Here is a 22,987-nt window from a genome sequence, read left to right as displayed (position 1 = left end):
GATGCCCAGGTGTATAAAGGACTATTTGATTATATTAATCGCCGGTGTGTGCTTCAGCGCGACCGTGCCTGCGACCGCTCAAACCGGTCCGGAACACTTCACCTTATTGAGCCGCGCGGGTGCCGTTCAACTGGATGTTCAACTGGACAAGGCTCAGCGCCAGTGGCTGCAGAACAAACGCGAGCTGGTATTAGCCACTGCGGCACCTGACTACCCGCCCTTCGATCTCACCTCCAGCGGCCGCGACTATGAGGGCCTGACCGCCGATTACGCGGGGCTGCTGGCCAAAGCCCTGGCCGTGCCGATCAAGGTGCTTCGCTACCCCTCGCGGCAGGCAGCGATCCAGGCCCTTGAAACAGGTGAAATTGACCTGCTGGGCTCTTCCAACGGTTTTGAGGCCGCCAACCCGAACCTCACCCTGTCGCAACCCTACGCAGTGGATCAACCCGTACTGGTGACCCGCGAGGGCGAAACGCGCAGCCTGAGCGACGGCCTGGCCGGGCTTCGCATGAGCCTGGTCTACCATTACCTGCCGCTGGGCGAAGTGGAAAAGTTATACCCGCAAGCGCAAATCCGCACCTACCCCTCGTTTCAAAACGCCCTGAATGCAGTCGCTTTCGAACAGGCGGACGTGTTTCTCGGCGATACCATTTCCACCCATTACATGATCAACAAGGGCTACCTGAAAAATATCCGCATGGCCAACTTCGGCAAGCATGAAGCCTACGGTTTCAGCTTTGCGCTGCGCCAGGACCAACACACGCTCCTGAGCATCGTCGACGCGGTGCTGGCCGCCGTGCCCATCAATGAGCGGGACAGCATCGCCAAGCGCTGGAGCGCCGGCAGCGATATCTTGCTGACCGATAAAAAACTGCAACTGACCCAACGCGAAGAGCGCTGGCTCAGAGACCACCCGGTGGTGAAAGTCGTCGTCAATGAGACCCTCGCGCCGCTGACGTTCTTCGATGCCGACGGCAACTTTCGCGGCATCACCGCAGACTTGCTGGAACTGATTCGCCTGCGTACCGGGTTGCGTTTCGAGATCCAGCGCACTCGCGAAGTCAACGCGATGATCGACCAGCTCGCCACCGGCAAAGCCGACATCATCGGCGCTATCGTCCCCAGCGCTGAAAGGGAAGCCCAGCTGAGTTTCAGCCGTCCCTACCTGGAAAACTCCTATGTGCTGCTGACCCGCAAGGAGCCCAACGCCCCCTCGAACCTGGAGCAGATGGCAGGCTTGCGCCTGGCAATCACCGAGGGCAACCCACTGGAAAAAATCCTGCGGCAGAATTTCCCACTGGTGCGCCTGGTGGAAGTCAGTGATACGTTCAAGGCCTCAGAACTGCTGGCCCAGGGGAATGTGGAAGGCGCGGTGAATTCGCTGGTGATCGCCAACTACTTTCTGTCCTCCCTGATGTTCCAGGACAAACTGCAGATCAGCACCAGTATCGGCACCCTGCCCGCCACGTTCGCCCTGGCGACGCCACGCCGCGCCGTCGAACTGAGTTCAATCCTCGACAAGGCACTGCTGAGCATTGCCCCGGACGAAATGGGCGTGATCAACAGTCGCTGGCGAGGCTACACCGCCGCCTCCGACAGCTACTGGCGCGATTACCACCAACTGATCGCGCAAATCATCATCGGCACCGGGCTGTTGCTGCTGATCTCGCTGACCTGGAACGCCTACATGCGCCGCCAGATCAAACACCGGAAGATGGCCGAGCGAGCCCTGAACGATCAGTTCGAGTTCATGCGTGCATTGGTCAATGAGACGCCGCACCCAATCTATGTGCGTGATCGCAAGGGGCTGCTGCAAACCTGCAATGACAGTTACCTGCAAGTGTTTGACGTCAAGCGCGAAGAGGTGATTGGCAAAAGTGTGATCCAGATGGACATGGCCTTGGAGTCGGAAGCCGCGCAATATCACGCCGACTACCAACGGGTGGTGGTTGAAGGTATCCCGTTGATCCTTGATCGCACCCTGCATATTCAAGGGAAAAAACTGACCATCTACCATTGGATCCTGCCCTATCGCGATTCGGACGGCGAAGTGCAAGGCATTATCGGTGGCTGGATCGACATCAGTGATCGGCGCCAACTGTTCGACGAGTTGCGCACCGCGAAAGAGCGCGCCGATGAAGCCAACCGCGCCAAAAGCACCTTTCTCGCCACCATGAGCCATGAAATCCGTACGCCGATGAACGCCGTGATCGGCATGCTGGAGCTGACCCTCAAGCGCGCCGACCAAGGCCATCTTGATCGTCCGGCGATCGAAGTGGCCTACAACTCGGCCAAGGACCTGCTGGAGCTGATCGGCGACATCCTGGACATCGCGCGCATCGAGTCCGGCCGTCTGAGCCTGGCGCCGGAACGCGTGAACCTGGGAGAGGTGATCGAGTCGGTGGTGCGCGTTTTCGATGGCCTGGCCCGACAGAAAACCCTTAGCCTGTTGCTTGAGTTCGACCCGGTTATCGACGATACCGCCGTGCTGATCGACCCCTTGCGCTTCAAGCAGGTGCTGTCCAACCTGGTCAGCAACGCGATCAAGTTCACCGAGCGCGGGCAGGTGAAGATCAAGGTGCACGTGCAAGCCACCGAACGGCCGCAGGAGATCCAGATGAAACTGGTGGTCGAGGACACCGGTATCGGCATCAGCCGAGACGACCAATTACGCCTGTTCGAACCCTTTGCCCAGGCTGACAACTCCGGGCACCTGGCCAGGAGCGGAGCAGGCCTGGGCCTGGTTATCTGTCGCAGCCTGTGCGCGATGATGGGTGGGCAACTGAGCCTGAGCAGCGTGCCGATGGTTGGCACCCAGGTACATGTCACCCTGAACATGACGCTTCTGCAGCCAATTGAAGTGGTGGACGAACTCAAGTCGCAGACACCCGCTGCCGCTCCGGTACTCAACGTACTGGTGGTGGACGACCACCCGGCGAACCGCTTGTTGATGTGCCAGCAACTGGGTTACCTGGGGCATCAGTTCACTGCCGCCCAGCACGGTGCTGCCGGCTTTCAAGCCTGGCGCCAGGAGCGCTTCGACTTGGTGATCGCCGACTGCAATATGCCCGTCATGAATGGCTACGAGTTGAGCCGCTCGATCCGTGAATATGAGCAACGAGAGCAATTGGCGCCTTGCGTGATACTCGGCTTCACCGCCAATGCCCAACCCGAGGAGAAACATCGCTGCGCGCAAGCGGGCATGAACGATTGCCTGTTCAAACCCATCAGCCTCACGGCACTGGAGCAGCAACTGGGGCAAATCCGGCCGCAACCTGCAGGCCAGCAGTTGGACTTGGACTGTCTGGACGCGTTAACCGGTGGCGATCCGCAATTGAGCCGGCGCTTACTGGAGGAACTGTTGAGCAGCAGCCGTCAGGACCGCCAGGAACTGCTCGCTCTGCTCGCCCGGCAGGCGGCGCCCCAAGACATCATCGAGCAAGCCCACAAAATCAAGGGCGCGGCGCGCATCGTGCAGGCAAGCGCACTGGCAGCGCAATGCGAAACACTGGAGCAAGCCTGTGCCCGCAGCGATGATCGCCCCCTGATCGAAACCTACGTGAAGTCCCTGGAAAAGCTCATGCTCGAACTGGAGAGGACGCTGCATGTGCAGCTCCATAAACTGGATAGCCCATAACCGAGGCTAGCCCCCTCCTCACCGATCAGCAGTCGGTCAAACGCAGGAAAATCGCCACCAACCGCTCGATACCCGCCTGGTCCTCAAGGCTGAAACGGGCCAGCGACGGGCTGTCCAGATCAAGCACGCCGATCAACACGCCAGCCTTGACCAGCGGCACGACCAGCTCGCTGTTTGAGGCGCTGTCACAGGCGATATGCCCGGCAAACGCGTGAACGTCTTCCACCCGCTGGGTTTGCCGCGAGGCTGCCGCCGCGCCGCATACGCCACGACCGAACGGAATACGCACACAGGCGATCTGGCCCTGGAACGGGCCAAGCACCAATTCCTCGTTGCGATTGAGGTAGAAGCCTGCCCAGTTCAGATCGTCCAACTGGTTGAACAGGAACGCCGAGAACTGCGCGCTGTTGGCGATGAAGTCGCGCTCATCGGCCAGCAGCGACTCCAACTGCGCGCAGAGCATGGCATAGCCGTCCAGGCCGGTGCCGGCCTGTTGCAAATCAATCATGGTTGACGCTCCAACAACTTCAGACCTACCCAGTAACGGGCGAATTGATACGCGCATCGGCCGTTGCGGTTGCCACGCCCGGTGGCCCAGCGCACGGCAAGGATATCGAGGGCTTCATCACGCTGCCACTGCAAACCGGCCTTGCTGGCCAGCTCGCCGATCCAGTGTTCGACCACATCCAGAAAGTGTTCCTGGTTGAACGGATAGAACGACAGCCACAAGCCAAAACGGTCGGACAAGGCGATCTTGTCTTCCACGGCCTCACTGGGGTGCAATTCACCGTCTACCCGCTTCCAATTGTCGTTGTCGCTCTGGTTTTCCGGCACCAGGTGACGACGGTTGGAGGTGGCGTACAGCAACACGTTTTCCGGCGCCTGTTCCAGTGAGCCGTCCAGCACGCTCTTGAGCACGCGGTAGTCGCCCTCGCCGGCCTCAAAAGACAGGTCGTCGCAGAACAGGATAAAACGCTGTGGCAGCTTGAGCAGTTGCTCGACCACACGCGGCAGGTCGGCCAGGTGGTCGCGCTCGATTTCAATCAGGCGCAAACCGGCCTTGGCGTGTTGGGCGAGCAAGGCGCGCACCATCGACGATTTACCCGTGCCGCGCGAACCCCACAGCAGCGCATGGTTGGCGGGCAGGCCATCGAGAAACTGTTGAGTGTTACGCGCCAGCTGTTCACGTTGCTTGTCTACGCCGATGAGGTCGGACAGGCGCATGTCCAGGCTGACTTCCAACGGCAGCAAAAAGCCACTGCGGCCTTCACGCTGCCAACGGGCGGCAAGGCATTGGTTCCAATCGATGGCTTGGCGCGGTGCAGGTAACAAGGGCTCCAGGCGAGCCAGTACCGCATCGGCGCGCTCAAGAAAGGCATTCAATCGAGAATCCACGATTATTCCTCTGGCAAGTTCTTGCAAAAGATGGCGTATTGGCAACCCTGCGGCAGACCGCACGAGGCTGCATAAAAAAATGATTCATGCCGGCCAAGCCAGAGCCTGTGGATGTTCAGCTATGCTTGCCGGGCGAAGGGAAACGTAAAGTGGTTCAACACCCGATGGATATCAAGTTCGCCCACCGCTTGTCTTATAAACAAGCTCGATTGACTGTGCTGGTCGGTTTCGTCTTGGGAACCTTGCTCAGTCTGATCCAAATCGGCATTGATTATGCCAGCGAAGACGCATCCATCAACCGTGAAATACGCTCGCTGATCGAAATCAGCCATAACCCCGCTTCACGTATTGCCTACAACATCGACGCCGAACTCGCCCAGGAACTGACGCTGGGCCTGCTGCACTCCCCGGCGATCATCCGTGCGCAGCTAATCGATAACAACGGCGTGGTCCTGGCCGACGTTGATCGCCCGCGCAAGGAAAGCACCTACCGACCTCTCAGCGACTTTCTGTTCGGCGCCAACCGCCAGTTTGAAGACCGGTTGTTCCTGAGCCACATGCCCAACGATTCCCTCGGCGTCCTGCGCCTGGATGTGGACACCTACGCCTTTGGCAGCCGTTTCCTGCACCGCGCCGAAATTACGCTGCTTAACGGCTTTGCCCGCAGCCTGCTATTGACCGGCATCCTGCTGGGCCTGTTCTACGTGATGCTGACCCAGCCGCTGGTGCGGATTATTCGGGCGCTGAGCACCAGCAAGCAGGCGCACCTGGATTGCCCTCCGGGGCACGAAAACGACGAAATCGGCGTGCTGGTAAGCGTCGCCAACCAGCAATTTGAAAACATGGAGACCGAAATCCAGCAACGGCGCCACGCCGAAGACCGCCTCACCGAATACCTGGGCCAACTGGAAGATATCGTCTCCGCGCGCACGCTTGAGCTCAAGGCCAGCAACCAGCGCTTGAGCCAGTCCAACGATGAACTGGAAGCGGCAAAGTTGACTGCGTTGGCCATGGCCCAGGCCAGAGCCGCATTCCTGGCCAATATGAGCCACGAGATCCGCACGCCGCTCAATGGCTTGCTGGGAATGATCGCGTTGTCACTGGACAGTTCGCTGAACGCCGAACAACGCCAGCAGCTGTCCATCGCCCACGATTCGGGCAAGGTGCTGGTGGAATTGCTCAACGATATCCTCGACTTGTCGAAGTTCGACGCCGGCCAGCTTGAGCTTGAGCGCATCCCTTTCGACCTGGGTTCGCTGGTGGAAGACACCGCCAACTTGCTGTCGCAGAACGCCGCGCCCAGTGTCGAGTTGACCTGCCTGATTGACCCGCTGTTTCCCGCCCAAGTGATTGGCGACCCGACGCGGGTAAGGCAAATCGTCAGCAACTTGCTCTCCAATGCCTTGAAGTTCACCCGCTTTGGCCGTGTGGATGTGCGCCTCAGCGCCCTGGATGACCGGGTAAAAATCGAAGTCTGTGACACCGGCATCGGCATTGCCCAGGAAGCGCAGGTCAAGATATTCCAGCCGTTCACCCAGGCGGGTGCGGGTATCACTCGTCAGTTTGGCGGCACGGGGCTGGGGCTGGCGCTGACACACAACCTGTGTGAAGCGATGAAAGGCCGCTTGAGTATCAGCTCGGAAGTCGGGTTTGGCAGCCAGTTCTGTGCCGATCTGCCGCTGCCCACGCATTTGCCGGCAGCTCGGTATGCGCCCCTGGCGGGCGAAGTCATTGCCATCACCAGCGCCGCCAGCGGCTTGACGGAGTTGCTCACCACTTTGCTGCCTCATTGGGGGCTGACGCCGCGCGTCTATTCCCAGGACGATGACTTGAGTGGGCAAACCCCCGACTTGCTGATCACTGATTGCCCGGAGTGTCTGTTCCGCCTGCGCCCAGGCATTACCGCGCCCATCCTGGTGGTGACCGCCTACGGCAACTTCATGCCCAGCGAAGAAGTCGCGGGCCTGGCGCCGTTGCAGCAACAGGCACGCCCATTGAGCCGCAACGCGCTGTACCAAATTCTGCAACGCAACTTGCGCAGCGACGCGCCACTGATCCTTGACCCGATCCAGATGGAGGCCGCGCCCTTCGCGCATCGAGCGCGCATCCTGCTGGTGGAGGACAACCCGGTCAATCAGTTGGTGGCCAAGGGCATGCTCAGCAAGCTCGGCTGCGAAGTGATCGTGGCCGCCCACGGTGGCGAAGCGCTCAAGCGCTTGGAGGAACAGCGTTTTGACATGGTGTTGATGGACTGCAACATGCCGGTGATGGACGGCTACGAGGCCAGCCGGCAGATTCGTCGCAGCGGGCGCTGGCCGGACTTGCCCATCGTCGCCTTGACCGCCAATGCCCTGTCCGAGGAACGCGAACGTTGCCGGGCCGCGGGGATGGATGACTACCTGGCCAAGCCGTTTCGCCGCGAAGAGCTCAAGGCTCTGCTGGACCTGTGGGTGCCGCAGACGACAAGCCTTTGAGCTGCGCCAGCAACTGGTCCAGGCCATCGCGCAAGGCGTCGGCCTGATTCAGGTCGATACCACTGTCGCACAACAGCCGGGTTTTCAAGCCATGGGTCTGGTCGCGCAAATGCACACCGGCCGAGGTCAGGCTCAGGTGCACCTCCCGCTCATCCCGTGCACTGCGCTGGCGCCGTATCAAGGCGAGCTGCTCAAGACGCTTGAGCAGCGGCGTCAGCGTGCCGGAATCGAGCATCAACCGCTTCCCCAATGCCTTGACCGTAGGGTGCGGCGCAGTTGCCGCGTGCCACTCCCACAACACCAGCATCACCACATATTGCGGGTAGGTCAGGCCCAACTGATCGAGCATCGGCTTGTAGGCGCGTGTCACCGCGCGTGAGGCGGCATAAAGCTTGAAACACAGCTGATCGTCCAGGGCCAAGGACACGGTGGGTACGTCGATCATTTGAGCAGGGCTTCAATCTCTTGGGTCAAGTTCTGGGGCTTGGTGGTCGGGCCAAAACGCTTGACCACCTGGCCGTCACGACCAATCAGGAACTTGGTGAAATTCCACTTGATGCCCTTGGAACCAAGCAGACCGGGCGCCTGTTTTTTAAGCTGCACGAACAGCGGGTGGGCCTCGCTGCCGTTGACGTCGACCTTCTTGAACAGCGGGAAGCTGACGCCGAAATTCAGCTCGCAGAACTCGGAAATCGCAGCTTCATTGCCCGGCTCCTGTTTACCGAATTGGTTGCAGGGGAACCCCAGCACCACCAACCCCTGGTCTTTGTACTGCTGCCACAGGTGTTCGAGGCCTTTGTACTGTGGGGTGAAGCCACATTTGCTGGCGGTGTTGACCACCAAAATGGCCTTGCCGGCGAAATCGGCCAAGGTCTTTTGCTCACCCTTGATGGTGGTGCATGGGATGCTCAGCAGGTTGTCGCTCATGGCAGTGCCTCGAATAAGGTGGAAGAAGTTGAAAGATAGTAGGCAATTCAATTGTGTGCAATTTAATTAATCGGATTGATGGCGCCTACTCGGCCCCAATGTGGGAGCGGGCTTGCTCGCGAATGCAGTGTGTCAGTCTGCGCATAAGTTGACTGATACGCCGAATTCGCGAGCAAGCCCGCTCCCACATTGGGGAGGTGTTGTCTGCCCTAGCGTGGGACGAGGTCCAGGCACACCGAGTTGATGCAGTAACGCAACCCCGTCGGCGGCGGGCCGTCCGGGAACACATGCCCCAAATGCGCATCGCACTTGGCACAGGTCACTTCGGTGCGGATCATGCCGTGGCTGACGTCGCGGATCTCGATCATGGCACTGTCGGCAATCGGCGCGTAAAAGCTCGGCCAGCCGCAGCCGGAATCGAATTTTGTTTTGGAATCGAACAGCGGTTCATTGCAGCAGATGCAGTGATACACACCGTCGGTTTTGGTCTCGTTGTACTTGCCGCTGAAAGGTCGCTCGGTGCCCTTGAGGCGGCACACGTTGTACTGCTCCGGGTCGAGCATGGCCTTCCACTCATCAACCGTTTTCTGCAACTTATCCATCAATCCACCTCGGCAACTGAAAAAGCCTGATCTGTATCTTTTCCATGGATCAGGCGGCACGTATGATTGCGCCTCTTCAAAACGCCAGTCTGGCACCCGCGCTACCGGCATTCAAACGTATTTATGGGTGCGGGCCTCGCAGGATTCGCAGTACGGTAGTGTCCACGCCGTCTGGATCGTTCATTTTCAGGATCACATCGCCATGCAGGTCAGCAAATCGAACAAGCTCGCCAACGTCTGCTACGACATTCGCGGCCCAGTGCTCAAGCACGCCAAACGCCTGGAAGAGGAAGGCCATCGCATCCTCAAGCTGAACATTGGCAACCCGGCGCCGTTTGGTTTCGAAGCGCCGGACGAAATCCTCCAGGACGTGATCCGCAACCTGCCGACCGCCCAGGGCTACAGCGATTCCAAAGGTCTGTTCAGCGCGCGTAAAGCGGTGATGCAGTACTACCAGCAGAAGCAGGTGGAAGGTGTTGGCATCGAAGACATCTACCTGGGCAATGGCGTGTCCGAGCTGATCGTGATGTCCATGCAGGCCTTGCTCAACAATGGCGACGAAGTGCTGGTGCCGGCGCCTGACTACCCACTGTGGACCGCCGCCGTAACCCTGGCCGGTGGCCACCCGGTGCATTACCTGTGCGACGAAGGTGCCGACTGGTTCCCGGACCTGGCCGACATCAAGGCCAAGATCACCCCGAACACCAAGGCCCTGGTGATCATCAACCCGAACAACCCGACCGGCGCCGTGTACTCCAAGGAAGTCCTGCTGGGCATGCTGGAACTGGCACGCCAGCACAACCTGGTGGTGTTCTCCGACGAGATCTACGACAAGATCCTCTACGACGACGCCGTGCACATCTGCACCGGTTCCCTGGCGCCGGACCTGCTGTGCCTGACGTTCAATGGCCTGTCAAAATCCTACCGCGTGGCGGGTTTCCGCTCCGGCTGGATCGCCATCTCAGGCCCCAAGCACAACGCCCAGAGCTACATCGAAGGCATCGACATGCTGGCCAATATGCGCCTGTGTGCCAACGTGCCGAGCCAGCACGCGATCCAGACTGCACTTGGCGGCTATCAGAGCATCAACGATCTGGTACTGCCTCAGGGCCGCCTGCTGGAACAGCGCAACCGCACCTGGGAGTTGCTCAACGCGATCCCGGGCGTCAGCTGCGTGAAACCCATGGGTGCGCTGTACGCCTTCCCGCGGATCGACCCCAAAGTCTGCCCGATCCTCAACGACGAGAAGTTCGTGCTCGACCTGCTGCTGTCGGAAAAGCTGCTGGTGGTGCAAGGAACGGCGTTCAACTGGCCGTGGCCGGATCACTTTCGCGTGGTAACGTTGCCGCGGGTGGATGACCTGGACATGGCCATTGGTCGCATCGGCAACTTCCTCAAGTCCTATCGCCAATAACGTAAATGACGCTGTACGATCGACAATCGGTCGTACAGCGAGTATCTGGCAACACTTCTCTGCGTTACGCCCCCTCTCCCTTGTCGCTGTACACCACGGATCGGTCAGCCCCCGCAATTACGGGAGACAAACACGTGAGTGCAGTGATCGCAGCTGGTTTTACCGGTCGGAAAATCCTTTCAAGTCTCTACATTCAGGCTGTAGGACACAGTTTGAAATAGTCGCTCGGTTGAATCACCCCAGGCCGCACCTTATATACCCCGCAGTACGCGACATATTAAGCATGAGGAGAACTCTACAACCATGATGCGCATCCTGCTGTTCTTGGCCACTAACCTGGCGGTCGTGCTGATTGCCAGCATTACCCTGAGCCTTTTCGGCTTCAACGGGTTCATGGCGGCCAACGGGGTTGATCTGAACCTCAATCAGCTGCTGGTCTTCTGTGCAGTCTTTGGTTTTGCCGGCTCGATCTTCTCGCTATTCATCTCCAAGTGGATGGCGAAGATGAGCACCAGCACCCAGGTCATCACCCAGCCACGCACCCGGCATGAACAATGGTTGCTGCAAACCGTTGAGCAGCTGTCCCGCGAGGCCGGCATCAAGATGCCTGAGGTCGGGATCTTCCCGGCCTATGAAGCCAACGCCTTTGCCACCGGCTGGAACAAAAACGACGCGCTCGTCGCGGTCAGCCAGGGCATGCTGGAACGCTTCTCCTATGACGAAGTGAAGGCGGTACTGGCCCACGAGATCGGCCATGTGGCCAACGGCGACATGGTCACCCTGGCGCTGGTACAGGGCGTGGTGAACACCTTCGTGATGTTCTTCGCGCGGATCATCGGCAACTTTGTCGACAAGGTGATCTTCAAGAACGAAGGAGGCCGCGGCATTGCCTACTTCGTGGCGACCATCTTCGCTGAAGTGGTACTGGGCTTCTTGGCCAGCGCTATCACCATGTGGTTTTCGCGCAAACGCGAGTTCCGCGCAGACGAAGCCGGTGCCCGCCTGGCCGGCACCGGGGCGATGATTGCAGCACTGCAACACCTGCGCTCCGAGCAGGGCCTGCCGGTACACATGCCGGACAGCCTGACCGCATTTGGTATCAACGGTGGCATCAAACAAGGCTTTGCACGCATGTTCATGAGCCACCCACCACTGGAAGAGCGGATCGACGCGCTGCGTCGCCGGGGCTGATACCTGGTTGGCAACACTGAAAGGGGCGATCTGATCGCCCCTTTTTTGTGGGCGCTCACTGCCGCCATCGCGGGCAAGCCCGATTCCCACAGGGATCTGCTCAGGTTCACATAAACTCTGAACGACGCGGTGAATGTGGGAGCCGGGCTTGCCCGCGATAGCGATAGCAGGGTCAGTACTTTGTCAGTTGGTACACCCGCTCCTCCAGCCGAGTGACGCCGTCCTGCACGAACTTCCAGCTCTCGCCCAGGATGTCTTGCTCCTCCAGCACCTGCGCAGCCCAGTGCGCCCCCAACAACACCTTCACCTCTTCATCTGTCACTGCAAAAGGAGGGCCGGCCTTTTGTGTTTGGTCGTAGTCGAGCGTGATCAACAGGCCCTGACAACCCGAACCCAAAAGGCGGGTGAGGTGCCCGGTGTATTGCGCCCGCATCAACGGCGGCAACGCGATCAACGCCGCGCGGTCGTAGAGCGCAGTGCAATCAGCGACCGCCTCGGCCCCCAAGGCAAAGAAATCACCACACCACACCTCGATCAGATCGGCCTGGTACACCTTGAACGCACCGCGCTGGCTGATTCTGGGCACAAGCCGTTGCTCACTGAAAAAAGCCTCAACCGCCTGCTCAGACAGCTCCACCCCCAGCACGCGATAACCGGCACTTGCCAGCCACATCACGTCCAGGCTTTTGCCACACAACGGCACCAGCACCTTCGCCCCGTCGGCCAAGGCCAGTTTGGGCCAGTGTCGCTGCAGGTAGGGGTTCACCTCGGGCAGATGAAAGCCGATCTGGTTGCGTGCCCAGCGCTCTTGCCAAAACTTAGGCTCCATGTAATCACCCTGAAAATTCGATCAAAAGGCGCTAAAACTTATATTAGATTTAGATCAATGATCTGATTGAAGATGGGCCCATGTTAACGCTCAGGACCCCACTTATGTTCCCCAGCCTATTTATCTCCCACGGTTCGCCCATGCTTGCCCTGCAACCCGGCGCCAGCGGCCCGGCATTGCTGCGCCTGGCCGCCGAATTGCCCCGGCCCAAGGCGATTGTGGTGGTGTCGGCGCATTGGGAAAGCCATGAATTACTGGTCAGCGGCAGTGCCGCCCCGCAAACCTGGCATGACTTCGGCGGCTTTCCCCGTGAACTGTTTGCGGTGCAATACCCTGCGCCGGGCAACCCGCAGTTAGCCGGTGAGATTGTCGAGTTGCTCAACGCCGATGGCTTGAAAGCGCAGATCGATGATCGCCGCCCCTTCGATCACGGCACTTGGGTGCCGTTGTCGCTGATGTACCCGGCAGCCGATATCCCAGTGGTGCAGGTGTCGTTGCCCAGCCGCATGGGCCCTGCCCTGCAGACCCGGGTCGGGCATGCACTCGCCAGCCTGCGCGAGCAAGGCGTGCTGTTGATCGGCTCCGGCAGCATCACCCATAATCTGGGCGAGCTGAACTGGCAGGCCGGGCCTGAGAGCATCGAGCCTTGGGCACGCGATTTTCGTGACTGGGTGGTGGATAAACTCGCGGCCAACGACGAGGCGGCCCTGCACGATTACCGTCGCCAGGCGCCCCATGCTGTGCGCAGTCATCCCAGTGATGAGCACCTATTGCCGCTGTACTTTGCGCGCGGCGCCGGGGGTGATTTCAGCGTCGCGCACCAAGGCTTTACCCTGGGTGCGCTGGGGATGGACATCTACCGCTTCGGCTGACGCGGGACGCGGAGCGTTCAGGGCTGCATCCCCACGCAGAGCGTGGGAACGATCATGTCAGGCAAAAAAAATCCCCGAACCAGTCGGGGATTTTTTATGTGCGATCAATCAGCCCAAAGGCGGATCAATCTTCGCGGTAGCGACGCAGCTTCAGCTGCTTACCGGCAACGCGAGTGTCTTTCAGCTTGGCCAGCAGCTTTTCCAGACCGTCCTCCGGCAGCTCCACCAGGGAGAAGCTGTCACGAACCTGGATGCGACCGATGGCTTCACGTGCCAGGCCACCCTCGTTGAGGATAGCGCCCAGCAGGTTCTTGGCAGCGATACCATCACGCGCGCCCAGCGCGGTACGGCAACGAGCACGACCTTCAGCCAATGGAACCGGAGCACGACGCTCACGATCACCACGGTCTGGACGGTCGCCAGTACGCTCTGGACGATCACCGCGTGGCGCGTTGTTCGGCACCAGTGGGCGTTCTTTCTCGATGGCTGCCAGGGTCAGGGCCTGACCGTTGGTAGCTTTGCGCAGCAAGGCTGCAGCCAGGGCACGTGGGGTGCAACCGATATCGGCGGTCAGGCGGTCCAGCAGGTCGCCGTGGGTCGATTCAGCGTCAGCCACCAGTGGCGACAAGCTGTTGGTCAGTTTCTTGATGCGTGCATCCAGAACAGCCTGGGCATCCGGCAGGCGGACTTCGGCAACTTTCTGACCGGTTACACGCTCGATCACTTGCAGCATGCGGCGCTCACGTGGAGTCACCAGCAGCAGTGCACGACCTTCGCGACCGGCACGGCCGGTACGGCCGATACGGTGAACGTAGGACTCTGGATCGTACGGCATGTCAACGTTGAACACGTGAGTGATACGTGGAACGTCGAGGCCACGAGCAGCAACGTCGGTCGCCACAACGATGTCCAGACGGCCATCCTTGAGGGAGTCGATCACGCGCTCACGTTGGTTCTGGGCGATGTCACCGTTCAGCGCAGCGGCTTTGTAGCCTTTGGCTTCCAGGGCACTGGCCAGGTCCAGGGTCGCTTGCTTGGTGCGCACGAACATGATCAGGGCGTCGAAGTCTTCGACTTCCAGCAGGCTCAATACAGCCGAGGTCTTCTGGTCAGCGTGAACCAACAGGTGAGCCTGTTCGATCGCGGTAACGGTCTGGGTCTTGGTCTGGATCTTCACGTGTTGCGGATCGCGCAGGTGGCGCTCGGCAATGGCACGGATCGACTGTGGCAGGGTCGCCGAGAACAGTACGGTCTGACGGGTCGGTGGCAGCGCCTTGAAGATGACTTCCAGGTCATCCATGAAGCCCAGCTTCAACATCTCGTCAGCTTCGTCCAGAACCAGGTGGTTCACGGTCGACAGCACTTTCTCGTCACGACGCAGGTGGTCGCACAGACGGCCCGGAGTGGCGACAACGATCTGTGCGCCGTTACGGATTGCTTTGAGTTGTGGGCCCATAGGCGCGCCGCCGTAAACGGCCACAACGGTTACGCCTGGCATTTGCTTGGCGTAGGTTTCAAAAGCGGTTGCTACTTGCAGCGCCAACTCACGGGTTGGCGCCAGGATCAGGGCTTGCGGCTCGCGCTTGGCAGGATCGATGCAGTGCAGGATAGGCAGGGCGAACGCGGCGGTTTTACCGGTACCGGTTTGCGCCTGGCCAATCATGTCTTGGCCGGCCATGATGATCGGGATCGATTGCTGCTGAATAGCCGAAGGTTCTTCGTAGCCGGTCGCGATGACGGCAGCAAGAATGTTCGGGTTAAGATTAAAAGCGGCGAAGCCGCCGGTTTCCTGGGTCATGGGTCTGCCTCTAAGTGCATCCGCAAAGACCCATGCTCCAAAGCTGCGCATGCCGTGTTGAGACTCAAGAGTCGCCCTGGCTGCTTTGTCGGCGGGGATTTGCGAAAACGAATGAATGAAAAAGATTCGTCAAGGGAGAGTCCGCTGTGCGGACGTGCAGCCGAAGCTGACTTCGGGGAATTGCGCTACCTAAACGCGGCCCGGTTAAAGGCCGGCGCGCACTATACCGGAAATAGCTGAAAAAGGGAGCTTTTTTTATCGTAAAGCACCGATAAACCGCGCTGCGTCAAAGCCTTTGCAGAGCGCTGCGCCAAGGTCTATTTTTCAAAGGCCCGGCCCTGTTGGTCATAACGCTTAAACGGTTCACCCGCAGTAAAAGACCTTTAGTCTGAAACCTAACCCAAGCCTTGAGGGCGCACCCCATGAATCAAGCCAGCAGCAGCCGCGTCAGCCGTGAATTACAGGGCCATGTCTTGCTGTTAGGCCTGGACCGTGTGGCCAAGCGCAATGCCTTTGACTTGGACCTGCTCAATGAGCTGAGCCTGGCCTATGGCGAATTTGATCGAAATGACGAGGCGCGGGTGGCCGTGGTGTTTGCCCACGGCGATCACTTTACCGCCGGGCTGGACCTGGCCAATGTCAGTGGCGTGATGTCGGGAGGCTGGCAACCGCCGCTGGGCGGCTGCGACCCTTGGGGCGTTTTCGCCGGGCCCAGGGTCAGCAAACCGGTGATCGTCGCGGCCAAGGGTTACTGCCTGACCATCGGTATCGAGTTGATGCTGGCGGCGGATATCAATATTTGCGCGAGCAACACGCGCTTTGCGCAGATGGAAGTACAGCGCGGGATTTTCCCGTTTGGCGGCGCGACGCTGCGCTTTCATCAGGTGGCCGGTTGGGGCAATGCGATGCGCTGGCTGCTTACCGGCGACGAGTTCGACGCCCATGAAGCCCTGCGCCTGGGCCTGGTGCAGGAAGTGATGGCCAGCGAAGACCTGCTGCCCCGCGCCATTGAACTGGCCAACCGCATCGCTCGCCAGGCGCCGCTTGGGGTGCAGGCGACGTTGATGTCGGCACGTCAGGCGCGGATGGAGGGCGAGGCGGTTGCGGCGGCGGCGTTGCAGCCATTGGTGGAGAAGCTGCTGAACAGCGAGGATGCCAAAGAGGGTGTGCGGGCGATGGTTGAGAAGCGGCCGGGGGTGTTCAAGGGGATTTGAGTTGGCAGTGCGGGCCTCTTCGCGGGCAAGCCCGCTCCCACAGGGGAATGCATTTCAACAGGTGAACACACTTCAACTGTGGGAGCCGGGCTTGCCCGCGATGGCGTCAGTACAGGCAACTAAGTCGCCGGCCGAATAGCTTTTATCAGTTGCTGCAACGAGTACCCCAACCGCGGCGCCAAGGCTTCGGCGCGGGCCGAGAGCGCACCCAGGTCCAACTCCTGATCCAGCTCGGAAGGCACCAGCAGAATCACATTGCCCTCCTTCACCGGCAGCTCCCAATAGTGCCGGTGATACAACCCGCGCAGCAACGCAGCACCCAGCGGCTTGCCATCGTCGGTGGCCCACTGGTTGATCACCAGCCAGCCGCCGGGGTTGAGCTTCTTCTGGCAGTTTTCCAGGAAGGTCCAGGCCAGGTGGCCCACGCCCGGGCCAACATCCGTATACAGGTCGACGAAAATCAGGTCGGCCGATTCAGCGGTATCGAGCAGTTGCAGCGCATCGCCAATGCGGATGTACAGGCGCGGATCATCATCCAGCCCCAGGTACTCAATGGCCAGGCGCGGCACGTCCGGGCGCAGCTCAATGGCTTCGACGTCTTCCAGCGGTAGGAACTTGAGGCACGCCTGGGTCAGCGTACCGGCGCCCAGGCCGAGGAACAGCGCGCTCTCCGGTTGCTCATGGCACAACGCACCAATCAGCATGGCGCGGGTGTAGTCGTATTCCAGCCAGCTTGGGTCAGCGGTAAATACGCAGCTTTGCTCGATGGCGTCGCCAAACTCGAGAAAACGGTAATCGGCCACTTCGAGCACACGGATCATGCCGAAATCATCATGGACTTCGGCCAGCAGGCGCTCGACACGCTCCTCGCTCATCACTACTCCTAAAGGGTTTACCGCAGGGCAAAGGCGCGATTGTCGGCCAACCGGCGGCAACAGGTCACGCACTAATTGCTGATAACATTGGCGCCCGACCGTCAATCAACCAATCGAGTTCATGATGAGCCAACCCTGGAGCCCCGACAGCTGGCGCGCCCTGCCGATCCAGCAACAACCCCAGTACCCGGACGCTGCACACTTGCTGCAAGTGGAGCAGAACCTGGCCAGCTACCCGCCGCTGGTGTTTGCCGGGGAAGCCCGCGAGTTGCGCCGTCAGTTTGCCGAAGTGACCCAGGGCCGCGCGTTCCTGTTGCAAGGCGGCGATTGTGCCGAGAGCTTTGCCGAGTTCTCGGCGGCAAAAATCCGCGACACCTTCAAGGTGCTGCTGCAGATGGCCATCGTCATGACCTTCGCCGCCGGTTGCCCCGTGGTGAAGGTCGGGCGCATGGCCGGCCAGTTCGCCAAGCCGCGCTCGTCCAACGATGAAACCATCGACGGCATCACCCTGCCCGCCTACCGTGGCGACATCGTCAACGGCATCGGTTTCGACGAAAAAAGCCGCGTACCGGACCCGGACCGCCTGCTGCAGTCCTACCACCAGTCCACCGCCACGCTCAATTTGCTGCGCGCGTTTGCCCAGGGCGGTTTTGCCGACCTGCACCAAGTGCACAAATGGAACCTGGACTTCATTGCCAACTCCGCACTGGCCGAGAAATACAGCCAACTGGCCGACCGTATCGACGAAACCCTGGCCTTTATGCGCGCCTGCGGCATGGACAGCTCGCCGCAGCTGCGCGAAACCAGCTTCTTCACCGCCCACGAAGCGCTGCTGCTCAACTACGAGCAAGCCTTCGTGCGCCGCGACAGCCTGACCAACGATTACTACGACTGCTCGGCCCACATGCTGTGGATTGGCGACCGTACTCGCCAGCTGGACGGCGCCCACGTTGAATTCCTGCGCGGGGTCAACAACCCGATTGGGGTCAAGGTCGGCCCGAGCATGAACCCCGACGACCTGATCCGCCTGATCGATATCCTCAACCCGGACAACGACCCCGGCCGCCTTAACTTGATCGCGCGCATGGGCGCCGGCAAGGTCGGCGACCACCTGCCCAACCTGATCCGCGCCGTGCAGCGCGAGGGCAAGCAGGTGCTGTGGAGCAGCGACCCGATGCATGGCAACACCATCAAGGCCAGCAGCGGCTACAAGACCCGCGACTTTGCGCAGATCCTGGGCGAGGTGAAGGCGTTCTTCCAGGTGCATCAGGCCGAAGGTTCGTATGCCGGCGGGATTCATATCGAGATGACCGGGCAGAACGTCACCGAGTGCATTGGCGGTGCACGGCCGATCACCGAAGACGGCTTGTCGGACCGTTACCACACCCATTGCGACCCACGGATGAATGCCGATCAGTCGCTGGAGTTGGCGTTTTTGATTGCCGAGACCTTGAAACAGGTCAAACGCTAAACCCTTTGTGGCGAGGGAGCTTGCTCCCTCGCCACAACAGCTCAAGCCTGTAGCATTGCTACTCTCAACCGGGCCGCACTGGGCCGTTGGCAATTGAGCTGGACCTGTTCCAGCCCCAGCCAATCGGCCATCTGCCGCAGATTCAATGCCAACGCCTGCATCCCCTCCTCATCCAACCCCGGTTCTTCTTCGTGCACCGCATGCACCGCCAGGCGCCCATTGGCGCGCTCGGCGCGCAGGTCCACCCGCGCAGCGATGCGCTCATTGTGCAAAAACGGCAGCACGTAGTAGCCGTACACCCGCTTGGCTTGCGGGGTGTAGATCTCCAGACGGTAACGAAAATCGAACAGTCGCTCGGTGCGGCTACGTTCCCAGATCAGCGAATCGAACGGCGACAGCAAGGCACTGGCCAGCACCTTGCGCGGCACTTTCGGCTCCGGCAGGCAGTACGCCGGTTGCTTCCAGCCTTGCACCTGGCACAGCTGCAGCTGCCCCTCTTCGACCAACTCCGCCAAGCGACTGCGGCTGTCGGCAGGGTCCAGACGGAAGTAATCACGCAGGTCCTTTTCAGTGGCGACGCCCAATGCCGTCGCGCTGTGTAACAGCAAACCGCGCTGGGCCTGGGCCTCGCTCACAGAAGCGTGAAGCATCTCGCTGGGAATAACACGCTCCGGCAAATCATAGAGTCGCTCAAAACCGCGCCGTCCTGCGACGGTGACCAACCCCGCCGCGAACAGCCATTCCAGCGCGTGCTTTTCATCGCTCCAATCCCACCACGGGCCAGCGCGCTCCTCACGGGTCGACAAGCTGCCCGCGCCCAGCGCCCCCTGTTGCTCGACGGTCTGCAATACGCGCTGAATAATAGCCCGCTGCTCACGCCCAAAACGCGCCATCTGCGAATAGATCCCCTGCCCCTGTTTCGCCCGCTCCATGCGCCAGCGCATCAACGGGTACAACGCCATCGGCAACAGCGAGGCCTCATGGCCCCAATACTCAAACAACGAGCGCCATCGGCCCTGGCTCCAAGCGGCTTGTTCCAGGATTAGCGGGGAGTAATGTCCCAGGCGGGAAAACAGCGGCAGGTAATGCGAGCGCACCACGGCATTGACTGAGTCGATCTGCAGCACACCCAAACGCTCGATCAAACGATTGAGGTGCGCGGCCTTGATCAGGGCCGGCGCCTGGCGCCCGGAAAAACCCTGGGCTGCCAGCGCCATGCGTCGAGCTTGCTTGAGTGAAAATGACAGGTCGGTGGGCATGGGTCTCTCCGTGTGAGCTCGCCGACCACCCTACTGCATCCAGGGTCATTTTCGCAGCGGGTCTTGCCAAAAGTGCAGGTGCCGATCCTGCTCCACATCACCGCGATTAAGCCCGATGTCCTTGAGCGCCTCATCGCTCAAGCTCGCCAGTGTCTGGCGCTCTTCGTGCAGCGCCTGCCAACGGGCAATCGTGTGAAACAGCCCGGAAAACGGACGTTTCACCATCAACACATAACCTTTCTGACCTTTCATCTTCTCGCCCTCCAGTGGGGATGACGAGAGTGTGTGCCCGGCCTTATGATCAATCCAACGAATGTTTCTTATGCAACACATCTCGGAGATTGATCAATTGTCCGGCTACCCAAGCATCGACACTGAAGTGCTGCGCACCTTCGTCGCCATCGCCGACCAGGGCGGTTTTACCCGTGCCGGCGAACTGGTCAACCGCACTCAGTCGGCGGTAAGCATGCAGATGAAGCGCCTGGAAGAAGATGTGTTGCAGCGCAAATTATTCGAGCGCGACGGTCGCCAGGTGCGCCTGACCGCCGAAGGCCAGGTGCTGCTCGGTTATGCACGGCGCATCCTGAAGCTGCACAGCGAGGTGTTCAATACCCTGCGCGAACCGCATATGGTCGGATTGGTGCGCATCGGCACGCCGGATGATTACGTGATGCGCTTCCTGCCGGGGATTCTCAAGCGGTTTTCCAAGGCCTACCCGCTGATCCAGATCGAAATGCATTGCGAATCGTCACTGGTGTTGATGCAGCGTCGGGACTTGGCCTTGACGGTGATCAGCCGCGAACCAGGCAACGAAATCGGCGAATTGTTGCGCAGTGAGCGCATGGTCTGGGTGGCAGCGCCGTGCTTCTGTGTGGATGAGCACGAGACCTTGCCACTGGCCATTTCCGGCGTGGACAGCTTTTGCACCCAGTGGACCCGTGCCGCGCTGGATTCTGCCGGGATCGACTATCGCCTGGCCTATCACAGCTCCAACGTCGCGGCGATCCAGGCGGTGGTCGGCGCAGGCTTGGCGGTCATGGTCAGCATGGAAAGCCTGGTGACCGACGATTTGCGGATTTTGGGAAGCGATGAAGGCTTTCCGCCGCTGCCGTCGATGAGCCTGCGATTGCTGAGAAACCCTGCCATGGCCTCGCCGATCACCGAATGCCTGGCCGAATACATCCTCGAGGGCTTCAGACTTTAAACGTCAACATCACCGCGCACACCGCCAGAAAGCCACAGAACAGGCCGCGCAATACCCGTTCCGGCAACGCATGAGCGACTTTTACGCCCCAACTGATGCTCAGCAGGCCACCGACCGCCAGCGGCACACCAATCATCCAATCCACCTCGTGGTGCCAGGCGTAAGTCACCAAGGTCACGCTGGTGCTGGGTAATGCCAAGGCCAGCGACAAACCTTGCGCGACCACTTGGGTGGTGCCGAAAAGACTGGTCAACACCGGCGTGGCAACCACCGCGCCGCCCACGCCAAACAAACCGCCCATGGAACCGGAGGCGGCGCCGAGTACCCCAAGCCATGGCCAGGAATAGCGCATGTGCGCGGTCGGCGGCGCATTGCGGGTGAACATGCGCACCAGGTTGTACGCCGAGAGCGTCAGCAAGAAGGCGATAAAGCCCACGCGCATGGCGCCGGCATCCAGCCCAACCGCCCAGATCGAACCGAGCCAGGCGAAGCTGAAGCCCATGACGCCCAACGGCAACGCGTGGCGCAGCTCAATACGATTGCGTTGGTGATAGCGCCACAGCGCCAGCATCACGTTAGGCACGACCATTACCAGCGCAGTGCCTTGGGCGAGTTGCTGATCCAGGCCGAACAACACACCCAGCACCGGTATAGCTATCAGCCCGCCGCCTATGCCGAACAGGCCGCCGACCGTGCCCAGGGCCGCGCCTAATAACAGGTACACCGCTAAATCCAGCACCGCTCGTTACTCCAGAATCCCAAGCCTTGCATGCTACGCAGTCGGCTCTGGCGCGGAAACGCACAGCAACGCACAATGGCTGTGCCAACTTCGCATAAGCACCCCTATGAACCCGAATACGCTGACCGATCAACTGAGCCTGTTTCTCGACGTATTGGAGACCGGCAGCTTTTCCGCCGCTGCCCGCCGCCATCCGCTAACCCCCTCGGCAGTGGCTCGGCGCATCGACAGCCTGGAAAGCTCGGTCGGCAGCCGTTTGTTCCAGCGCAGCACCCACGCAGTAGTGCCTACACCGGCAGGCCTGGCCTTTGCCGAGCGGGCGCGGCGGATCGTCAGCGAGTTGCAACTGGCCCGGGCCGAGGCGGTGTCGTTGAGCCATGCGCCGGAAGGCTTGATTCGCGTGGACGCCCCAGCCGCCTTCGGGCGAAGGCATCTGGCGCCGGTGATCGCCGACTTTCTGAATGTGTACCCGGGGCTGGACGTGCACCTGCACTTGATCGACAGCTTTGTCGACATGCAGGGCGCGCACTTGGGCAAGGTCGACTTGGTCCTGCGCGCCGGGCATATCGTCGACACGCGTTTGATTGCCACACCGCTGGCCAGCATCGTACGTATCGCCTGCGCCAGCCCGGCCTACCTCAAAAGCCGTGGCACGCCGACGCACCCACGCGAGCTGAGCGAACACGACGGCCTCGACTGGGACGGCCTGGCGCCGATGTTCGCCTGGCGCTTCGAGCTGGACGGGCGCCGCGCCACCTACCGCCCGCAGCGCATTCGCATGAGTGCCAATAACGCCGAAGCGCTGCTCTCGGGTGCGCTCGCCGGGCTGGGTATCGCGCACCTGCCCACCTGGCTGGCCAGTGAATACCTGGTACGCGGCGAACTGTTGCCGCTGTTCTGCGAAAACGGCCTGCCCAGCCCGGAAACCAGCGGCATTTACGCGCTGCGCCTGGAACAACAGGCGAACGCCCGTAGCCGTTTGTTGCTGGAATACCTCAAGTCGCGCTTCAGCCCCGTGCCGCCGTGGGATCTGGCCCTACAAAGCGGCTTGGTCTGACCCGGCAGACAGAATTATCTGGCGCATTA

Annotated in this window: 20 protein-coding genes; 9 read left to right on the top strand and 11 right to left on the bottom strand. The window is 60.5% G+C overall.

What is annotated here, in order from left to right; all coding sequences use genetic code 11:
- Position 1 precedes the first annotated feature (1 nt).
- The gene (locus tag ACA065_RS09255) at positions 2-3,637 is read left to right on the top strand and encodes a transporter substrate-binding domain-containing protein (protein ID WP_497694244.1); all 3,636 of its coding nucleotides are present in this window, start codon (positions 2-4) and stop codon (positions 3,635-3,637) included.
- A 25-nt stretch (positions 3,638-3,662) separates the two neighbouring features.
- On the opposite strand, the gene ACA065_RS09250 is transcribed toward ACA065_RS09255, so the two are convergent.
- Together ACA065_RS09250 and ACA065_RS09245 are read right to left on the bottom strand one after the other, a co-directional pair.
- A complete protein-coding gene (locus ACA065_RS09250) occupies positions 3,663-4,145 on the bottom strand; it encodes a GAF domain-containing protein (RefSeq protein WP_497694243.1) in 483 nt (160 codons plus the stop codon).
- Positions 4,142-5,032 (bottom strand): ATP-binding protein, encoded by an 891-nt coding sequence (locus ACA065_RS09245; protein ID WP_497694242.1) that lies wholly within the window; start codon positions 5,030-5,032, stop codon positions 4,142-4,144. The genes ACA065_RS09250 and ACA065_RS09245 overlap by 4 nt, the downstream gene beginning before the upstream one ends.
- A 164-nt stretch (positions 5,033-5,196) precedes the next feature.
- Here ACA065_RS09245 and ACA065_RS09240 point away from each other — a divergent pair, with 164 nt between their 5' ends.
- A complete protein-coding gene (locus ACA065_RS09240; RefSeq protein ID WP_497694241.1) occupies positions 5,197-7,506 on the top strand; it encodes a hybrid sensor histidine kinase/response regulator in 2,310 nt (769 codons plus the stop codon).
- Here ACA065_RS09240 and ACA065_RS09235 read toward each other — a convergent pair.
- The 3 genes from ACA065_RS09235 to msrB form a co-directional block, all read right to left on the bottom strand.
- Complete coding sequence (locus tag ACA065_RS09235) at positions 7,460-7,951, bottom strand: MarR family winged helix-turn-helix transcriptional regulator (RefSeq protein WP_497694240.1); 492 nt, start codon at positions 7,949-7,951, stop codon at positions 7,460-7,462. The two genes, ACA065_RS09240 and ACA065_RS09235, sit on opposite strands and share 47 nt — an antisense overlap.
- On the bottom strand, positions 7,948-8,433 hold the full coding sequence (locus ACA065_RS09230) for a glutathione peroxidase (protein WP_497694239.1): 486 nt from the start codon (positions 8,431-8,433) through the stop codon (positions 7,948-7,950). Before ACA065_RS09230 ends, ACA065_RS09235 begins: the two co-directional genes overlap by 4 nt.
- A 209-nt stretch (positions 8,434-8,642) precedes the next feature.
- Positions 8,643-9,035 (bottom strand): peptide-methionine (R)-S-oxide reductase MsrB, encoded by a 393-nt coding sequence (msrB, locus tag ACA065_RS09225; RefSeq protein ID WP_497694238.1) that lies wholly within the window; start codon positions 9,033-9,035, stop codon positions 8,643-8,645.
- Between the two features lie 202 nt (positions 9,036-9,237).
- Here msrB and ACA065_RS09220 point away from each other — a divergent pair, with 202 nt between their 5' ends.
- The gene (locus ACA065_RS09220) at positions 9,238-10,449 is read left to right on the top strand and encodes a pyridoxal phosphate-dependent aminotransferase (protein WP_017136168.1); all 1,212 of its coding nucleotides are present in this window, start codon (positions 9,238-9,240) and stop codon (positions 10,447-10,449) included.
- 303 nt (positions 10,450-10,752) lie between these two features.
- Positions 10,753-11,640 (top strand): protease HtpX, encoded by an 888-nt coding sequence (gene htpX, locus ACA065_RS09215; protein ID WP_159955029.1) that lies wholly within the window; start codon positions 10,753-10,755, stop codon positions 11,638-11,640.
- A gap of 172 nt (positions 11,641-11,812) precedes the next feature.
- Here the strand turns inward: htpX and ACA065_RS09210 are convergent, their stop codons facing one another.
- Positions 11,813-12,469, bottom strand: a complete 657-nt coding sequence (locus tag ACA065_RS09210; RefSeq protein ID WP_497694237.1) for a thiopurine S-methyltransferase — start codon at positions 12,467-12,469, stop codon at positions 11,813-11,815.
- 104 nt (positions 12,470-12,573) lie between these two features.
- On the opposite strand from ACA065_RS09210, the gene ACA065_RS09205 reads away from it, so the two are divergent.
- Positions 12,574-13,341: a DODA-type extradiol aromatic ring-opening family dioxygenase gene (locus ACA065_RS09205; RefSeq protein ID WP_497694236.1), complete on the top strand. Its 768-nt coding sequence runs from the start codon at positions 12,574-12,576 to the stop codon at positions 13,339-13,341.
- 124 nt (positions 13,342-13,465) lie between these two features.
- Here ACA065_RS09205 and ACA065_RS09200 read toward each other — a convergent pair whose 3' ends face one another.
- Complete coding sequence (locus ACA065_RS09200; protein WP_017136163.1) at positions 13,466-15,139, bottom strand: DEAD/DEAH box helicase; 1,674 nt, start codon at positions 15,137-15,139, stop codon at positions 13,466-13,468.
- A gap of 422 nt (positions 15,140-15,561) precedes the next feature.
- Between ACA065_RS09200 and ACA065_RS09195 the strand changes: the two genes are divergently transcribed.
- Positions 15,562-16,353 (top strand): crotonase/enoyl-CoA hydratase family protein, encoded by a 792-nt coding sequence (locus ACA065_RS09195; RefSeq protein ID WP_497694235.1) that lies wholly within the window; start codon positions 15,562-15,564, stop codon positions 16,351-16,353.
- Positions 16,354-16,472: 119 nt separating this feature from the next.
- Here ACA065_RS09195 and ACA065_RS09190 read toward each other — a convergent pair whose 3' ends face one another.
- A complete protein-coding gene (locus ACA065_RS09190; protein WP_497694234.1) occupies positions 16,473-17,228 on the bottom strand; it encodes a spermidine synthase in 756 nt (251 codons plus the stop codon).
- Between the two features lie 124 nt (positions 17,229-17,352).
- Here ACA065_RS09190 and ACA065_RS09185 point away from each other — a divergent pair, with 124 nt between their 5' ends.
- Positions 17,353-18,699, top strand: coding sequence for a class II 3-deoxy-7-phosphoheptulonate synthase (locus ACA065_RS09185; RefSeq protein ID WP_497694233.1), 1,347 nt, complete (start codon positions 17,353-17,355; stop codon positions 18,697-18,699).
- 41 nt (positions 18,700-18,740) lie between these two features.
- Here the strand turns inward: ACA065_RS09185 and ACA065_RS09180 are convergent, their stop codons facing one another.
- A complete protein-coding gene (locus ACA065_RS09180; RefSeq protein ID WP_497694232.1) occupies positions 18,741-19,958 on the bottom strand; it encodes a winged helix-turn-helix domain-containing protein in 1,218 nt (405 codons plus the stop codon).
- Positions 19,959-20,003: 45 nt separating this feature from the next.
- Positions 20,004-20,210, bottom strand: a complete 207-nt coding sequence (locus ACA065_RS09175) for a DUF1127 domain-containing protein (protein WP_497694231.1) — start codon at positions 20,208-20,210, stop codon at positions 20,004-20,006.
- Positions 20,211-20,280: 70 nt separating this feature from the next.
- Here ACA065_RS09175 and ACA065_RS09170 point away from each other — a divergent pair, with 70 nt between their 5' ends.
- Positions 20,281-21,162, top strand: a complete 882-nt coding sequence (locus ACA065_RS09170) for a LysR family transcriptional regulator (RefSeq protein WP_497694230.1) — start codon at positions 20,281-20,283, stop codon at positions 21,160-21,162.
- Here ACA065_RS09170 and ACA065_RS09165 read toward each other — a convergent pair.
- Positions 21,152-21,901 (bottom strand): sulfite exporter TauE/SafE family protein, encoded by a 750-nt coding sequence (locus tag ACA065_RS09165; protein WP_497694229.1) that lies wholly within the window; start codon positions 21,899-21,901, stop codon positions 21,152-21,154. The two genes, ACA065_RS09170 and ACA065_RS09165, sit on opposite strands and share 11 nt — an antisense overlap.
- A 106-nt stretch (positions 21,902-22,007) precedes the next feature.
- Between ACA065_RS09165 and ACA065_RS09160 the strand changes: the two genes are divergently transcribed.
- Positions 22,008-22,958 (top strand): LysR family transcriptional regulator, encoded by a 951-nt coding sequence (locus tag ACA065_RS09160; protein WP_448652307.1) that lies wholly within the window; start codon positions 22,008-22,010, stop codon positions 22,956-22,958.
- Positions 22,959-22,987: the final 29 nt, after the last annotated feature.

It is taken from the genome of Pseudomonas sp. LBUM1640, from assembly GCF_059716225.1.
Note: the sequence above shows the minus strand (reverse complement) of the source record. Positions and strands in the feature narration are given on the sequence as shown.

Coding starts and splice junctions, on each gene's coding strand:
- ACA065_RS09255 (WP_497694244.1), top strand. CDS start 2: ATGCCCAGGTGTATAAAGGACTATTTGATTATATTAATCGCCGGTGTG.
- ACA065_RS09250 (WP_497694243.1), bottom strand. CDS start 4,145: ATGATTGATTTGCAACAGGCCGGCACCGGCCTGGACGGCTATGCCATG.
- ACA065_RS09240 (WP_497694241.1), top strand. CDS start 5,197: ATGGATATCAAGTTCGCCCACCGCTTGTCTTATAAACAAGCTCGATTG.
- ACA065_RS09235 (WP_497694240.1), bottom strand. CDS start 7,951: ATGATCGACGTACCCACCGTGTCCTTGGCCCTGGACGATCAGCTGTGT.
- ACA065_RS09230 (WP_497694239.1), bottom strand. CDS start 8,433: ATGAGCGACAACCTGCTGAGCATCCCATGCACCACCATCAAGGGTGAG.
- msrB (WP_497694238.1), bottom strand. CDS start 9,035: ATGGATAAGTTGCAGAAAACGGTTGATGAGTGGAAGGCCATGCTCGAC.
- ACA065_RS09220 (WP_017136168.1), top strand. CDS start 9,238: ATGCAGGTCAGCAAATCGAACAAGCTCGCCAACGTCTGCTACGACATT.
- htpX (WP_159955029.1), top strand. CDS start 10,753: ATGATGCGCATCCTGCTGTTCTTGGCCACTAACCTGGCGGTCGTGCTG.
- ACA065_RS09210 (WP_497694237.1), bottom strand. CDS start 12,469: ATGGAGCCTAAGTTTTGGCAAGAGCGCTGGGCACGCAACCAGATCGGC.
- ACA065_RS09205 (WP_497694236.1), top strand. CDS start 12,574: ATGTTCCCCAGCCTATTTATCTCCCACGGTTCGCCCATGCTTGCCCTG.
- ACA065_RS09200 (WP_017136163.1), bottom strand. CDS start 15,139: ATGACCCAGGAAACCGGCGGCTTCGCCGCTTTTAATCTTAACCCGAAC.
- ACA065_RS09195 (WP_497694235.1), top strand. CDS start 15,562: ATGAATCAAGCCAGCAGCAGCCGCGTCAGCCGTGAATTACAGGGCCAT.
- ACA065_RS09190 (WP_497694234.1), bottom strand. CDS start 17,228: ATGAGCGAGGAGCGTGTCGAGCGCCTGCTGGCCGAAGTCCATGATGAT.
- ACA065_RS09185 (WP_497694233.1), top strand. CDS start 17,353: ATGAGCCAACCCTGGAGCCCCGACAGCTGGCGCGCCCTGCCGATCCAG.
- ACA065_RS09180 (WP_497694232.1), bottom strand. CDS start 19,958: ATGCCCACCGACCTGTCATTTTCACTCAAGCAAGCTCGACGCATGGCG.
- ACA065_RS09175 (WP_497694231.1), bottom strand. CDS start 20,210: ATGAAAGGTCAGAAAGGTTATGTGTTGATGGTGAAACGTCCGTTTTCC.
- ACA065_RS09170 (WP_497694230.1), top strand. CDS start 20,281: ATGCAACACATCTCGGAGATTGATCAATTGTCCGGCTACCCAAGCATC.
- ACA065_RS09160 (WP_448652307.1), top strand. CDS start 22,008: ATGAACCCGAATACGCTGACCGATCAACTGAGCCTGTTTCTCGACGTA.